This window comes from Arthrobacter sp. CAN_A212 (assembly GCF_015752345.1).
GTDB lineage: Bacteria > Actinomycetota > Actinomycetes > Actinomycetales > Micrococcaceae > Arthrobacter_D.
In genome coordinates this window covers 1-14,129 of the sequence record NZ_JADOUT010000027.1, presented here as the reverse complement: position 1 = coordinate 14,129, position 14,129 = coordinate 1, and the positions used below count along the sequence as shown (strand labels likewise).

13 protein-coding genes are annotated in these 14,129 nt (G+C 65.5%); 5 read left to right on the top strand and 8 right to left on the bottom strand.

The window, feature by feature from the left end:
• Positions 1 to 209: 209 nt before the first annotated feature.
• A complete protein-coding gene (locus IWX64_RS15255) occupies positions 210 to 512 on the top strand; it encodes a DUF4193 domain-containing protein (protein WP_019482691.1) in 303 nt (100 codons plus the stop codon).
• 179 nt (positions 513 to 691) lie between these two features.
• Here IWX64_RS15255 and IWX64_RS15250 read toward each other — a convergent pair whose 3' ends face one another.
• Positions 692 to 1,051: an ArsR/SmtB family transcription factor gene (locus IWX64_RS15250; protein ID WP_196867982.1), complete on the bottom strand. Its 360-nt coding sequence runs from the start codon at positions 1,049 to 1,051 to the stop codon at positions 692 to 694.
• On the bottom strand, positions 1,048 to 2,289 hold the full coding sequence (locus IWX64_RS15245) for an MFS transporter (protein ID WP_196867981.1): 1,242 nt from the start codon (positions 2,287 to 2,289) through the stop codon (positions 1,048 to 1,050). The genes IWX64_RS15250 and IWX64_RS15245 overlap by 4 nt, the downstream gene beginning before the upstream one ends.
• 101 nt (positions 2,290 to 2,390) lie before the next feature.
• Between IWX64_RS15245 and IWX64_RS15240 the strand changes: the two genes are divergently transcribed.
• Positions 2,391 to 2,822 carry a hypothetical protein gene (locus tag IWX64_RS15240; RefSeq protein ID WP_334683338.1) on the top strand — a complete coding sequence of 144 codons (432 nt, stop codon included), beginning with the start codon at positions 2,391 to 2,393 and terminating at the stop codon, positions 2,820 to 2,822.
• 43 nt (positions 2,823 to 2,865) lie between these two features.
• Here IWX64_RS15240 and IWX64_RS15235 read toward each other — a convergent pair whose 3' ends face one another.
• The 4 genes from IWX64_RS15235 to IWX64_RS15220 are packed head-to-tail and all read right to left on the bottom strand — an operon-like array spanning position 2,866 to position 7,699.
• Positions 2,866 to 4,104: a kynureninase gene (locus IWX64_RS15235; RefSeq protein WP_196867979.1), complete on the bottom strand. Its 1,239-nt coding sequence runs from the start codon at positions 4,102 to 4,104 to the stop codon at positions 2,866 to 2,868.
• A 9-nt stretch (positions 4,105 to 4,113) separates the two neighbouring features.
• A complete protein-coding gene (locus IWX64_RS15230) occupies positions 4,114 to 5,040 on the bottom strand; it encodes a MaoC/PaaZ C-terminal domain-containing protein (protein WP_196867978.1) in 927 nt (308 codons plus the stop codon).
• Positions 5,037 to 6,371 carry a 3-oxoacyl-ACP reductase gene (locus IWX64_RS15225; RefSeq protein WP_196867977.1) on the bottom strand — a complete coding sequence of 445 codons (1,335 nt, stop codon included), beginning with the start codon at positions 6,369 to 6,371 and terminating at the stop codon, positions 5,037 to 5,039. Before IWX64_RS15225 ends, IWX64_RS15230 begins: the two co-directional genes overlap by 4 nt.
• The gene (locus IWX64_RS15220; RefSeq protein ID WP_196867976.1) at positions 6,368 to 7,699 is read right to left on the bottom strand and encodes an acetyl-CoA C-acetyltransferase; all 1,332 of its coding nucleotides are present in this window, start codon (positions 7,697 to 7,699) and stop codon (positions 6,368 to 6,370) included. Before IWX64_RS15220 ends, IWX64_RS15225 begins: the two co-directional genes overlap by 4 nt.
• A gap of 65 nt (positions 7,700 to 7,764) precedes the next feature.
• Here IWX64_RS15220 and IWX64_RS15215 point away from each other — a divergent pair, with 65 nt between their 5' ends.
• A complete protein-coding gene (locus IWX64_RS15215) occupies positions 7,765 to 8,505 on the top strand; it encodes a TetR/AcrR family transcriptional regulator (protein ID WP_312883988.1) in 741 nt (246 codons plus the stop codon).
• Positions 8,502 to 10,598 (top strand): acyl-CoA dehydrogenase family protein, encoded by a 2,097-nt coding sequence (locus tag IWX64_RS15210; protein ID WP_196867975.1) that lies wholly within the window; start codon positions 8,502 to 8,504, stop codon positions 10,596 to 10,598. The genes IWX64_RS15215 and IWX64_RS15210 overlap by 4 nt, the downstream gene beginning before the upstream one ends.
• Before the next feature lie 140 nt (positions 10,599 to 10,738).
• Here IWX64_RS15210 and IWX64_RS15205 read toward each other — a convergent pair whose 3' ends face one another.
• Both IWX64_RS15205 and glgA read right to left on the bottom strand, forming a co-directional pair.
• The gene (locus tag IWX64_RS15205; protein ID WP_196867974.1) at positions 10,739 to 10,960 is read right to left on the bottom strand and encodes a hypothetical protein; all 222 of its coding nucleotides are present in this window, start codon (positions 10,958 to 10,960) and stop codon (positions 10,739 to 10,741) included.
• Between the two features lie 120 nt (positions 10,961 to 11,080).
• The gene (gene glgA / locus IWX64_RS15200) at positions 11,081 to 12,277 is read right to left on the bottom strand and encodes a glycogen synthase (RefSeq protein WP_196867973.1); all 1,197 of its coding nucleotides are present in this window, start codon (positions 12,275 to 12,277) and stop codon (positions 11,081 to 11,083) included.
• Positions 12,278 to 12,373: 96 nt separating this feature from the next.
• On the opposite strand from glgA, the gene glgC reads away from it, so the two are divergent.
• Positions 12,374 to 13,612 carry a glucose-1-phosphate adenylyltransferase gene (glgC, locus tag IWX64_RS15195; protein WP_196867972.1) on the top strand — a complete coding sequence of 413 codons (1,239 nt, stop codon included), beginning with the start codon at positions 12,374 to 12,376 and terminating at the stop codon, positions 13,610 to 13,612.
• The last annotated feature ends 517 nt before the right edge of the window (positions 13,613 to 14,129 follow it).

Genomic DNA, 14,129 nt, shown 5'->3' with positions numbered 1-14,129 from the left:
TCCGAAGAAGGACACTGCAGCCGTTGGGTAGCCCCGATACACTCACCACCGGCGGTCTCCGAAGGAGTTTCGTCGACGCGGAGGGAATCTCGTCGACGTTGAAGGAACTTAAAGGCCCCTCTAGACGCTTATAGCGTAAGCCGGCCAATCACGGCCGGTGATCCCTGTACTCTGGTTGATCACACAACTGAAGGAGAAGCAACGCCCGCATGGCAACAGACTACGACGAACCACGCGTCAGGCCCGAAGACCAGCCTGTCAACGAATCGCTCGAAGCGATTCAGGCTCAACGCAGCGCCACCACCCAGTCTTCAACTATTGACACCGATGAGAGCGACACTGCTGAAGGGTTCGATCTTCCCGGCGCCGTCCTGGAGGAAGAACTCCTCATCTCCGTCATTCCCGAGCGTGAAGACGAGTTCACCTGCATGTCCTGCTTCCTGGTGAAGCACCGCACCCAGCTCGCACGCGAGAAGAACGGCGATAAGTACTGCGCCGAATGCGAAGGATAGTCTCAGCTCCTGGCGAAGGCGATCGATCCGGATAAGCTACTGCTGGCCGTCCAGTAGAGCGCCCAGATCCTTCGATTCTCGTGACCTGGCTGGAACTCCCTCACTCTGGGGTGGACAATCGTGATCGAGTTTGATGTCTCTACGATTATTGTTGACCAGCAGGGCTGACCGGGCTGCCGCTAGCCGTGGATGGGTTCCCCGGTCACGCGATGATCTGCAAGATTCATGCCCTCACGTACCAGCCGGGCCAGATGGCCGTCGGCGATGCTATACACCACGCGCTGGCCTTCTTTTCTTGTGGTCACCAGACCCGAGAACCGAAGTTTTGCAAGATGCTGGCTCACAGACGTCCGCGAGGCAGCGGTGTGATCTACCAGGGCGGTCACATCGGCCGGTGACTGGGTGAGGAGCCACAAAAGGTGGAGCCGGGTAGGGTCTGCGAGCATTTTGAACACGGCTGCTCCCGCCTCCAGCCGCAGGTCATCCGGGGATCCAGAATGGTGCAGGCTCGGCTCCGGCTGTAACTGGCGGTCAGTCATTGATGTGCCTCCTGGACAGTCGCTGTTTCCCCGGAAATCGGGCTCCAACCTCTAGGCCACAGCCTCAGTGCCGCCAATACCCCCAGTGTAGCCAAGCCCGCAAGAATCCCTGCCGTTGCCTCTTGCCCCAGGGTCGCCCCCAACCACCCTGCGATCGGGTAGGTCAGGATGAAACAGGCGTGCGACAGCGAGAACTGGGCGGTGAAAAGGTGGGCCCGCGACGCGCTGGTAGCAGCTCTCCTGAGTAGCCGTGCAGATGGAGTGTTGATCATCGAGGTCCCAGCACCCAGCACAGTCCACACCGCGAGCAGAAGAACCCAGGACTGCCCAGCAGCGGCAAGCACCCCCGCCAATCCCAGGCCTAGTGAGATCACTCCGCCTCCCGCAATCATCAGGGTTCGATCCGTCACGCGGTCAAGAAGAGGTGGAACCGTGAGGGCGACAGCCATGGAACCTGCGCCGTAGCAGGCCAGAGCAATGGCAAGGTCGGTATTTGTTCCTTCGAACAGCTCCAATGCGTAGACAACGGTGTTCACCAGCACAAGGGCAGTCCCGCAGGCCACGACAAAATTCAGCGCCATGAGTCCACGGAGGGTCGGCTCACCAAGAAAAATTCGCGTACCGAGGGTGGTCCGGTGAAGAACCGAGGTGCGTCGTACGGTGATCTGCTGAGGGGGTAGTGGGGTGGCGACGACCATCGCGGCCGACAGAAGGAAACCCACAGCGGTGCCGACGAAAAGGAGGTGAAAGCTCATGAAAGTCAGGAGCGCCGCCGCCAGGATCGGGCTGAGTACTGACTCCAGGTCATAGGCGAGGCGGGAAAGGGACAGCGCCCGGGTATAGTCGCGCTCCCGTGGTAGAAGAGTTGGAATCAACGCCTGGAACGCGGGTGTGAACGTTGCCGATGCGGACTGCAAAATGAACACCAACAGATAGATCTGCCAGACCTGATCGACCAATGGCAACGTGAGTGCAATACCAGTGCGCATCAGATCCGCGCCGATCAGGACGGCCTTCCGGGGTACCCGTTCCACCAGTACCGCCATGACGGGTGCAACGAAAACGTAGGCCAGCATCTTGATCGTCAGAGCCGTTCCGAGCACCGTCCCGGCCCGCGCTCCCGCCAGATCATAGGCGAGTAGACCCAGGGCAACGGTGAGGAGACCCGTTCCCGCCAAGGCCACCACCTGGGCCGTGAAGAGTCGTCTGTAGGCGGTCACCCTGAGTACTTCAAGCACGAAGTGTCCTCTCATCCAAAGGGGGCGAGCCGTCCGGAACGAAACAGCTCGTAACCCCCTCAGTATATGTGCACACGTTCGCACATGTAAGCGCCTCCTTCGTGAGGCCACGCACCCGCTCGTACGTGAACGCTACGGCGGCCCTGCCGCGTGAGGACCCGCAGGTGTTGGCGGTACTCGGCGAGCTCTCGAGTACCTCGTTCGCCGCGGCGGCCACGGTCGCGGCGGCGGCGCGGAAGCTGGAGGCCGCCCGCTGGTCACTCGCCTCCGGGCATCCTGACGACGCGAGGGCCGCGGTGGATGCCGCGGAGATCGCCGTAAGCCAGGCGCAGATTGTCTCGGTCAGTCAGGTGCTCAACGCCACCAGTCGCCTGTTCGAGGTGGGCGGCGCGTCGGCCACTGCTGCCGGGCGCTCCTTGGACCGGCACTGGCGGAACGCCAGAACCGTCTCCTCCCACAACCCGGCCATCTACAAGGCCAGGGCGGTCGGGTACTGGGCCGTGACGGGAACCCGGGAGCCGCTCCCTGACTAAGTAGCTGGCGGAACGTCGGCTGGTGACCTCTCAGCCGACCTAGCTAGTTCAGCGCCCGGGGCAGACTCTCGGCGATCCGCTGGATACCGAGATAGGTTTCCTCAAACGACGTTGACAGTGGCGAGAGACCCAGCCGGATGCCCGCCGGGTTGCGGTAGTCCGGGATGACGCCCTTCGCCCACAGCTCCGGCACCAGATCCCGGAACGCCGGGTGGTCGATCGTGATGTGGCTGCCGCGCTTCTGCGGATCCCGGGGTGAGGAGATGACGACGCCGGCTCCCTCCATCAGCTCCTCGACAGCCTCGATGGCGAACGAGGTCAGGGCGATCGACTTCGCCCTGACGGCAGGCATCCCCACCTCGCCGATCAGCCCGAGCATGTCCTGCATCGCCAGCATGCCGATAATCGGTGGGGTACCCGAGACCAGCCGGCGGATGCCCGGGGCCGGTTCGTAATCGGATCCCATCCCGAACGGGTCGGCACTGCCGAGCCAGCCCTGAATGGGTTGCTGGAAATCCGCGAGGTGCCGTTGCGCCACGTACGCCCAGGCGGGCGCTCCCGGTCCGCCGTTGAGGTATTTGTAGCTGCACCCCGTGGCGTAGTCGACGTCCCACTGGTCGAGCTCGGCGGGGACCGAGCCCACCGAATGGCTCAGATCCCACAGCACCAGCGCGCCGGCGTCGTGCACCACCCGGGTGATGGCCGGGACGTCCGCCAGGTGGCCCGACCGGTAGGCCACATGGCTGAGAACCACGAGCGCACTCTGGGGGCCGACGGCGGCGGCGACCTCCGCTGCGGTGGCACCGCCGTCGTACTGCAGATCGACCCAACGCAGTTGCAGGCCCCGCTCTGCGGCGATGCCCTCCATGATGAACCGGTCGGTGGGGAAATTGTCCCGGTCAATGACGATCTCGGTGCGGTCCGGGCGGGCGGCCACCGCCGCACGGGCCAGCTTGTAGAGCAGCACGCTCGTCGAATCGGCTACCGTGCACTGTCCAGCCGCGGCGCCGATCGCTACCCGCCCGATCAGGTCTCCCACCTGCTCCGGCAGCCCCAGCCAGCCCTCGTCCCAGCCGCGGATGAGCCTGCCAGCCCACTGCTCCCGCACGAACGATTCGAGCCGCTGCAGGGTGTCGGTGAGGGGCCGCCCGAGCGAGTTGCCGTCCAGGTAGGCAACAATGTCCGGATCGTCGTGCCCCTCGAACCGCGCCCGGTACCCGGCGAGGGGATCCTCGGCGTCGAGGGTGCGGGCGCGGCTCAGCAGGGATGTGTTCTCACTCATGGACCCAGTTTAGGGGTGAACCCCGGCCAGCCTTGCGAGGCTGCCAACAAAGTGCTCCCGCCCCCGCCGGTGGTTCCAGCCAGTGATGCCAGCACCCTGCCACACCCCCGCCTCACTCTGCGGTGTGACAGCGATTGCCACCCGGGCGGGTAGCAGGACTGGTGAGCGGAAGTCGATGCTCCAGGAGAACGATTCGACCCCTGCAGGCTTGGTTTCCTGCACCATCCGCGAGGCAAGATACATGCCGTGCGCAATGGCCCGCTGCATTCCGAGTGCCTTCGCGGTCAGCGCGGTGAGGTGAATTGGGTTGTAGTCCCCCGACACAGCCGCATAGCTGCGGCCGATGCTGCCCGGGAGGTTCCAGACGGCCGTGAGTGGGGGCGGCACAAACGGCGTGCGCTCCTCTTTCGTCCCGCGAGCCGGCCCGGCGAGCCGGGCACCCTTCGCAAGATAGGTCGAGCGTCCCGTCCACACCACTGCACCGGAGCTGCTGACCTCGGTGACCAGGTCCACCTGCGTACCGGCATGATGCGGTCTCAGGTCCTCGGCCCAGGCAGCGATGTCAAGCTGTTCGCCGAATCCGATGGCACGCCGGTGTTCCACTGCGTTCCGCAGATGGATCATGCCGAGTAGCGGCAACGGGAAATCCTTGCGGGCCATCACGCTCATGGCCACGGGGAAGGCAATGGTGTGGACGAAGCCCGACGGCAACGCATCCTGCGCGGGGGCACCGATCAACTGCTGGAACCGGGTCAGGTCCCCGACCGTGGCCTGGACACCGGACGCGCGGTGGCGAACCTCCGGCAGGGTCACCGCTGCCGCGTCGGAAGTGCGTTGCACCGCACCGTCCGCCCACGGCAACGGGATGCTGCTTAGGAGGGCGCTACGGTACAGCGCCGGCAACCCCGGAACCGAGTCCAGGGCGACGTCCCTCACGCGCCCACCAGCGACTGCCCGCAGACGCGGACCACTTCGCCGTTAACCCCGGCGGCTACCGGTGAGGCGAGGAACGCGATCGTCTCGGCAACGTCGATCGGCTGGCCACCCTGCTGCAGGCTGCTCAGGCGCCGCGCCACCTCTCGGGTAGCGAACGGCATCCGCGCGGTCATCTCGGTTTCGATGAAGCCTGGTGCGACAGCGTTGATGGTGCGTCCGGTGCCCTCGAGCGTGCTCCCGGTGCTCCGGACCATGCCGATCACGCCCGCCTTCGAAGCTGCGTAATTGGACTGCCCCCGGTTACCGGCGATGCCACTGGTGGAGGCGAGGCAGACGATGCGGCCCGACGCCGCGAACACGTCGGACGCGAGCAGTGCCTCATTGACCCGCAGCTGCGAGGCAAGATTCACCGCCAGCACCGAGTCCCACCGGGCCGAGTCCATGTTGGCCAGCAGCTTGTCCCGGGTGATCCCTGCGTTGTGCACCAGCAGGTCCAGCGAACCGGACCGCTGCTGCACCTGGTCGAGGATCCTGGCGGCGGCGTCGTCAGCGGTGATGTCCAGCTGTAGGGCGGTGCCTCCGATCCGGTTGGCGACGGCGGCGAGTTGCTCACCGGCCGCGGGAACGTCAACCACCACCACGGATGCACCGTCGCGGCTCAGCACCGCTGCGATCTCCGCACCAATGCCGCGGGCCGCGCCGGTGACGACGGCGGTCTGGCCGTGCAGGGGCCGGTCCTCGTCCTGGGTGGCATCCTGACCGGTACCTCCAACCGTGATGAACTGACCGTTCACGAAGGCGCTCTTGCCCGAGAGCAGGAAGCGGAGCGTTCCGGCGGCAGCCGAAATGGGTGCACCGTCGCGCAGCACGATCCCGTTGGCGGTAGCACCGGCGCGCAGCTCACGTCCTATCGACCGGACGATGCCATCAACGCCCTGGCGGGCAGCCGCCTCCGCGGGGTTGGCTGTCTCACGGGCGGGGCGGGACACGGCGACAATCCGGCCGCCGCGTTCCAGCTGGCGCAGCGCCTGACCAAGCTCCAGGATGGGAGCGGCAAGCTCGCCGGGCTCGGTGAGGTTCTCCAGCACGACGACGATCGCACCGAGCTTCTCCCCCGGCCGGGCGTGACGGCGGACATCCTGGTCCCAGCCGAGCAACTCCGTGGCGAGGCTGTCCGCTGCCGGTGACGAGCCGAGCACGAGGAGTGGACCGGGAACCAGCGGCGCGCCGCGACGGTACCGGCGCAGCACTGCAGGCTTGGGGAGGCCAAGCTTTCGGGCGATCTTTCCGGCAGGGCCGGAGTTGACGAGGTTGAGGTACTTGTCGGTCACTTTTCGCGTGCCTCCAGGATAGCGACGACACCCATGCCGCCGGCGGCGCAGACGGAGATCAGCCCGCGGCCGGAGCCCTTGTCGGCAAGGGCCTTGGCCAACGTGGCCACAATCCGACCGCCGGTGGCGGCGAACGGGTGGCCGGCTGCCAGAGAGCTGCCGTTGACGTTGAGCTTGCTCCGATCGACCTTGCCGAGGGCCCCGTCCAGACCGAGGGAGTTGCGGCAGAAGTCCTCGTTCTCCCAGGCGGCGAGCGAGCTGAGGACGGTGCCGGCGAAAGCCTCGTGGATTTCGAAGAAGTCGAAGTCGTCGAAGGTGAGTCCGTTGCGCTGCAGCATGCGCGGCATCGCGTAGACCGGGGCCATCAGCAGGCCTTCGGCGCCATGGACGAAGTCCACCGCGGCCGCCTCGGCGTCAACCACGTTCGCGAGCATGGGCAGGTTGTTCCTGCGGGCGTAGTCCTCCGAGCCGAGGAGCACGGTGGCGGCGCCATCCGTGAGTGGGGTCGAGTTGCCAGCGGTCATCGTGGCTGTGGCGGCCAGGCTCTTGCCGAAGACGGGCTTGAGCCGACCCAGCTTTTCCAGTGACGTGTCAGCCCGGACGTTGGCGTCACGGGTGACACCGCGGTAGGGGGTGACCAGGTCGCTGAAGAAGCCCCGTTCATACGCGGCGGCCAGGTTGTGGTGGCTATTCAGGGCCAGCTCATCCTGCGCTTCGCGGGAGATCTCCCAGCGGGCAGTGGTGATGGCCTGGTGTTCGCCCATCGACAGGCCCGTGCGTGGTTCCCCGGTGGTTGGAGCGTTGGGGGCGAGGTCCCGGGGCCGGAGCCGGCTCAGGATGGAAAGCTTCTGGGGCGTGGTCTTGGCCCGTGACAGGTCCAGGAGGACGCGACGCAGACCTTCGCTGACGGCGATGGGTGCATCGGACGCCGAGTCGACACCACCGGCGATGCCCGACTCGATCTGGCCGAGCTTGATCTTGTTGGCCACACCGATCACGGTTTCCAGTCCGGTCGCGCAGGCCTGCTGTACGTCATAGGCGGGTGTGTCTGCGGCGAGGGCTGATCCCAGTACCGCCTCGCGGGTCAGGTTGAAGTCACGTGAGTGCTTCAGCACAGCCCCGGCAGCGACCTCGCCGATCCGCTCACCCTGCAGTCCGAACCGGGCCACGAGACCGTCCAGAGCCGCCGTCAGCATGTCCTTGTTGGACGAGTAGGCGTAGGCGCCACCGGAGCGGGCGAACGGAATCCGGTTCCCGCCGATGACGACCGCGTTGCGGACGGATGGGGAGGACTGCGCGCTGCGCTGTCCTGCTGCCTGGTCGACCATGCTGTGCTTCTCCTTCTGGTTCCAATCAGTTACCGATACCCAGCGTACCTGATACGCTGAGTATCGTGAACAAGCAGGCGCTCAAGTCCAGACCTCCCGCCCAGCAAGGTGCTGCGGCCGGCGATGGTCGATCCAGTCGTTGGCAGGCCCACCGGGACAAACGACGTCGCGCCCTGGTCAAAACGGCGCGCGGTGCCGTGCACTCGCTGGGGTATGCGGCGTCAATGGAGGATATTGCCGCCGCCGCCGGCACTTCGAAGTCCGTGTACTACCGGTATTTTGGCGACAAGGCCGGATTGCAGCAGGCCATGGGCGAAGTGGTGATCGCGCAGATGCAGGACAAGGTGCTCGCTGCGGCCCGGCAGGCTGCGTCGCCGCGCGAAGGCCTGCACGCAATGGTCTCCGCCTACCTGCAAATGGCCCAGACCTCGCCGAATGTCTACGCCTTCGTCACCCGGCTGGGCGCCCCCGATGCGCTCACCAACCCGGCGGATCCCCACAGCTCCGAACTGCTAAGCCACTTCTTCGAAGCGGTCACCGACATGCTGGCCAGTCCGATGCAGTCTTTCCTGGCATCCGACCCGCGGGCGAGGCAGCTCGGCGGTCCCGCGCTCACCCTCTGGCCGCAGGCGGCCATCGGCATGGTCCGGGCTGCCGGAGAGCTCTGGCTTGCCACCCCCGAAAGCCCCACCAAACCCACTGAAGCCCAACTCAGCGAACAGCTCACCACGTGGCTCTTCGAGGGCATCGCCAACCACGTTCCATCACCTGACACGATCACATCCGTTCTGGAGGACACCCCATGACACAGACAGCCACGCGGCCCGAGCTCAAGGTTCCGGCCACCGCCACCATCGCTGACGACGACCGCGCCGTCGTCGACGTCGCTGCCCTCGGCGAGCTCCTGCTGGGTCGGTGGGCAGCGACCCGCAGGGTCGCCCGTGAGCTCGCCGGCCGGCCGGAAGTCCACCGGGTCGAAGGCGAGTCCCACGCCGAGCAGCGGAGCCGCTGCTTCGACCAGCTGCACTACCTGGTGCAGAACAAGGCGGTCCACCGCGCCTTCCCGGCAAGCCTCGGCGGGGAGGACGATCACGGCGCCAACATTGCCGGCTTCGAGGAGCTGGTGGTTGCCGACCCGTCGCTGCAGATCAAGGCGGGAGTGCAGTGGGGCCTCTTCGGCAGCGCGGTGCTCCACCTGGGCACCGAAGAACATCACCGTGCCTGGATCCCTGGCATCATGAACATGGACATTCCCGGCTGCTTCGCCATGACCGAAACGGGTCACGGGTCCGACGTCGCGAGCATTGCCACCACCGCCGTCTATCAGCCGGACTCCGACGAGTTCGAGATCCACACGCCGTTCCGGGCCGCGTGGAAGGACTACATCGGCAATGCCGCAATCGACGGCCGCGCAGCGGTGCTCTTTGCCCAGCTCATTACGAACGGCGTCAACCACGGAGTCCACGCGTTCTATGTCCAGCTCAGGGATGCCAACGGCAACTTCATGCCGGGCGTCGGCGGCGAGGACGATGGACTCAAGGGCGGCCTGAACGGGATTGACAACGGCCGCCTTCACTTCACCCGGGTGCGGATTCCCCGCACCAGCCTGCTGAACCGGTACGGCAACGTGGACAGCGACGGCGTATACACCTCGCCCATCGCCTCCCCCGGCCGGCGGTTCTTCACGATGCTCGGCACCCTGGTGCAGGGCAGGGTGTCCCTCGACGGGGCAGCCGTGGCCGTCACCAAGCTGGCACTGAAGACCGCCGTCCAGTATTCGGTGGAGCGCCGTCAGTTCAACGCCGGTTCCGACCTCACCGAAGAGGTCCTCATGGACTACCAGCAGCACCAGCGCCGGCTGCTCCCCCGCATTGCGGCGACCTACGCAGCGTCGTTTGCCCATGAGGAGTTGCTGGCCAAGTTCGACGACGTCTTCTCAGGCGCGCACGACACCGACGAGGACCGCCAGGACCTTGAGACGCTGGCAGCTGCGCTGAAGCCGTTGTCGACCTGGCATGCTCTCGACACCCTGCAGGAGTGCCGCGAGGCGTGCGGCGGAGCTGGCTTCCTCACCGAGAACCGGTTCACCTCGCTGCGTGCCGACATGGACGTCTACGCAACCTTCGAGGGCGACAACAATGTGCTGCTGCAGCTCGTCGCGAAACGTCTGCTGGCTGACTATGCCAAGGAATTCAGCGGCGTCGACTTCGGCGTGCTGGCGCGCTACGTGGTCACTCAGCAAGCGGAGAAGACTCTGCACCGGTCAGGGTTGCGCCGGGTAGTGCAGACAGTTGTCGACGGCGGCTCGGAGCGGAAGTCAGCTATCGCCCTGCGGGACGAGCACACCCAGCACGAACTGCTGTCGGACCGGGTGGAGGCGATGGTTGCTGACCTGGCCGGGGAACTCCGTGGCGTCCGGAAGCTGTCCCAGGAGGCGGCAGCGAAGAAGTTCAACGAGCACCAGAACGAGCTCATCGAGACCGCCAAGGCCCACGCCGAACTGTTGCAGTGGGAGGCGTTCACCGCTGCCGTCCACCAGGCGGAGGACGCGGGTACCAAGCAGGTGCTGACCTGGCTGCGTGACCTCTTCGGTCTGTGCCTGATCGAGCGCAACCTGGCCTGGTACCTCATGCACGGCAGGCTCTCCACCCAGCGTGCCCGGACCCTGTCCCCCTACATCAACCGTCTGCTGGTGAAGATCCGGCCGCACGCCGTCGACCTGGTTGATGCGTTCGGCTACGGTCCGGAGCACCTTCGCGCAGCGATCGCTACCGGTGCGGAGAAAGAACGCCAGGACGAGGCGAGGGCCTACGCACGGCAGCAGCGGGCCAGCGGAAGCTTCCCGATCGATGAGAAGACGGTCCTGGCACGCGAGAAGAAGGCCAAAGCCAAGCGCTAATCCGGTTTGCGTTGCGCTGCGCTCTGGGAATGCGCCCCGGGCGCTGCGATCTGGGAGGTGCGCTCCAGGCCTGACCGAATCCCGGTGCAGGCCGGAGCGTCCGTCCCGCCCGGAGGCTCGGTTAAGGCCTCGGTTCCCGTCTACGTCTGGCGCGGGTCGCTATCCTCGTTTTCTTCATCCACGGGGGTAGTGACCTGCCCGACATCCAGCGCGGGATTATCAGCCGACTCGTCCATCACGGCTTCATCGACTTCGGTCTCCTTGGGGTCGGGGAGTTGCACCTCATCCGGTGAGTCCGCCGAGTCAGGTGAATCGGGTGAGTCCGGTGAACCGGAACTGATGGGGCTAGGGGTGTCGGTCACTGCTGGGTCCTCCCGGGTGGATAGTGGTACGAAACCTTACGCTGGCAGCTGGCGGGCTGTCGACCGCCGCCGGGTCCCTGATCCCCCGGGGATCCCGATCGACGGTCATGGAATCCAGGGTCAACCGATTGCCGCGCGGTAGACCTCCAGGGTCGACTCGGCGATCGAGTCCCAGGAGAAATGTTCCTCAGCACGCCGGCGACCTGCCTCGCCCATCTGGCGGGCCCGTGCCGGGTCGGCCACAAGGGCGTTGACGGCGGCAGCGAAGTCCTTGACGAACCGCTCGGGGTCCAGCGGGATTCCGGTCCCGTCGGTCACCTGCTCCAGTGGCACCAGGGTGCCGGTCACACCGTCGTCGACCACCTCGGGGATGCCGCCCGTGGCGCTGGCGACCACCGCTGCACCACAGGCCATCGCCTCCAGGTTGACGATGCCCAGCGGTTCATAGATCGACGGGCACGCGAACACCGTGGCGGTGCTGAGCACGCGGATGAGTTCCTGCCGGGGCAACATCCGTTCAATCAGGATCACCGAGCCCCGCCTGGCTTCAAGTTCGGCGATGAGTTCGGCTGTTTCGGCTGCCAGTTCGGGGGTGTCGGCGGCGCCCAGGCAGAGCACAAGTTGCACCCCCGGGTCCAGCAGTGCCGCGGCCCGGAGCAGGTACGGGACACCCTTCTGCCGGGTATTGCGTCCCACGAACACCACGCTGGGCCGGTCAGGATCGATGCCGAGTTTCCGGACGGCGTCGTCGTCGGCGTCGCGTTCCCACATGCTCACGTCGATGCCGTTGTGGACGACCTTGACCTTGGCCGGGTCCACCCCGGGGTAGCTGCGCAGAATGTCCGCCCGCATCCCGTGGGAGACGGCGATGACGGCGGCGGCGGCCTCGTAGGAGGTCCGTTCAGCCCACGAGGACAGAGCGTAGCCCCCACCGAGCTGCTCGGACTTCCAGGGGCGTAACGGTTCGAGGCTGTGCGCGCTCAGCACGTGCGGGACGCCGTGCAGCAGGGACGCGAGGTGTCCGGCCATGTTGGCGTACCAGGTGTGCGAGTGCACCAGGTCGGTGCCAGCCAGCCCATCCAGCATCGCCAGATCGGTGCCGAAGGTCTGCACAGCGGCGTTTGAGGACGCCAACTCTGCGGGCGCCCGGTAGGTGCTTACGGTGGCGCCGTGATAGTTGGGGTCACGCTCCGCTCCGAAGCAGTGGACCCGCAAATCCACTTGGCTGGCCAGCACCCGGCTCAGCTCGGCGACGTGCACTCCGGCGCCGCCGTAGATCTCGGGTGGGAATTCTTTTGTCACAATATCTATACGCACGTTTCCAAACGTAGTGCAGCGCGGCCATCTCATCTAGTGTGAGTCAGTCAGGGGTACCAACTCAATGAAGAGCTATAGCAGTACAGGGGGCCATAGGTGGCAGTGAAAAAGGTTTTGGCGATTGTCCTCGCCGGCGGCGAAGGGAAGCGGCTGATGCCGCTGACGGCCGACCGTGCTAAGCCGGCGGTACCTTTTGGCGGGATCTACCGGTTGATCGACTTCGCGTTGTCGAACCTGGTGAACTCGGGGTACCTGGAGATCGTGGTGCTCACGCAGTACAAATCCCACAGCCTTGACCGCCACATCTCCGAGACGTGGCGCATGTCCACCCAGCTGCAGCAGTACGTGGCGTCGGTCCCCGCCCAGCAGCGGCGTGGCAAGAGCTGGTTCCTGGGCAGCGCGAATGCGATTTACCAGTCTCTGAACCTGATCCATGACGCGAACCCGGACATCGTCGTCGTCATCGGTGCCGACCACGTCTACCGGATGGACTTTGAGCAGATGGTCGCGGCTCACATTGCCAGTGGCGCGTCGGCCAGTGTCGCCGCGGTGCGTCAGCCGATGAACCTCGTCGACCAGTTCGGCGTGATCCAGACCGACGGGTCCGGCCGGATCTCGGGCTTCGTGGAGAAGCCAAAGACCACTCCCGGGCTGCCGGACGATCCCAACAGTTTCCTTGCCTCAATGGGCAATTACGTCTTTACCGCGGATGCGCTGGTCAAGGCTCTTGAAGAGGACGCGGCTCGCCTGAACACCAAGCACGACATGGGCGGGGACATCATCCCGTACTTCGTCGAGCGTGGGGACGCAGCCGTCTACGACTTCACCTCCAATGACATTCCCGGTTCCACCGACCGGGACCGGCAGTACTGGCGCGACGTCGGAACGCTCGACTCGTACTACGACGCCAACATGGACCTGATCTCGCCGCTGCCCCTGTTCAATCTGTACAACCTGCAGTGGCCGATCTACACCCGGCAAAGTGTCTCTCCCCCGGCGAAGTTTGTGCGGAGCGCGTCAGGGGGCTCAGGTTTTGCCCACGACTCGATTGTTTCCAACGGTGCCGTGGTCTCCGGTGGCGAGGTCCTGGGCTCAATTCTGGCGACGGACGTGTTTGTCGATGAGGGCGCGTCGGTATCCGGTTCGGTACTGATGGACAAAGTGACTGTGGGTCCGGGTGCGGTGATCCGACGGGCGATTATCGACAAGAACGTCAGGGTGCCGGCCGGAGCCTCGATTGGCGTGGACAAGGCCAAGGACATCAGCCGCGGCTACACGGTGACCGATTCTGGACTTACCATCCTCAGTAAGGGTCAGATAGTCCAGCCTGGCTGAGAACCGCCGGGCCCGGAACGGATCGCCTGCAACGTGAAGGAGTTTACGGCCTGACCCGGCCTGCGCTGGCCGGTCGGTGACGTGTCCTGCACCGGTCTACGGGTGGCTGGCCTGCTCTTGTCTACTGGTGACATGGCCTTGGCTGGCCTGCGGGTGACGTTGCCTACACTGGCCTGCCGGTAACGTGTCCTACACCGGTCTGCGGGTGGCTGTGCCTGCTCCTGTCTACTGGTGACATGGCCTCGGCTGGCCTGAGCATGACGTTGCCTGCACTAGCCTGCCGTTGGCGCTTACTTTGACGAACCCCGGGTATCGCCTCATCAGCTCGCTATCCCCCTAGCCCGCTTCATCACGATGTCCCCGGCGCGGCTTGCCCCGTGACGCCGCCCCTCCTCCGCATCTCAAGGAACCGATTTACCCGCTAGAACGGGGGTGGTTGGGGCAGTGTGGTGTAGGTTTTGCCGGTGAGTGAGGTGGCGGTGAGGGTGCCGGGTTCGGGTTGCTCGTAGTGCCAGTA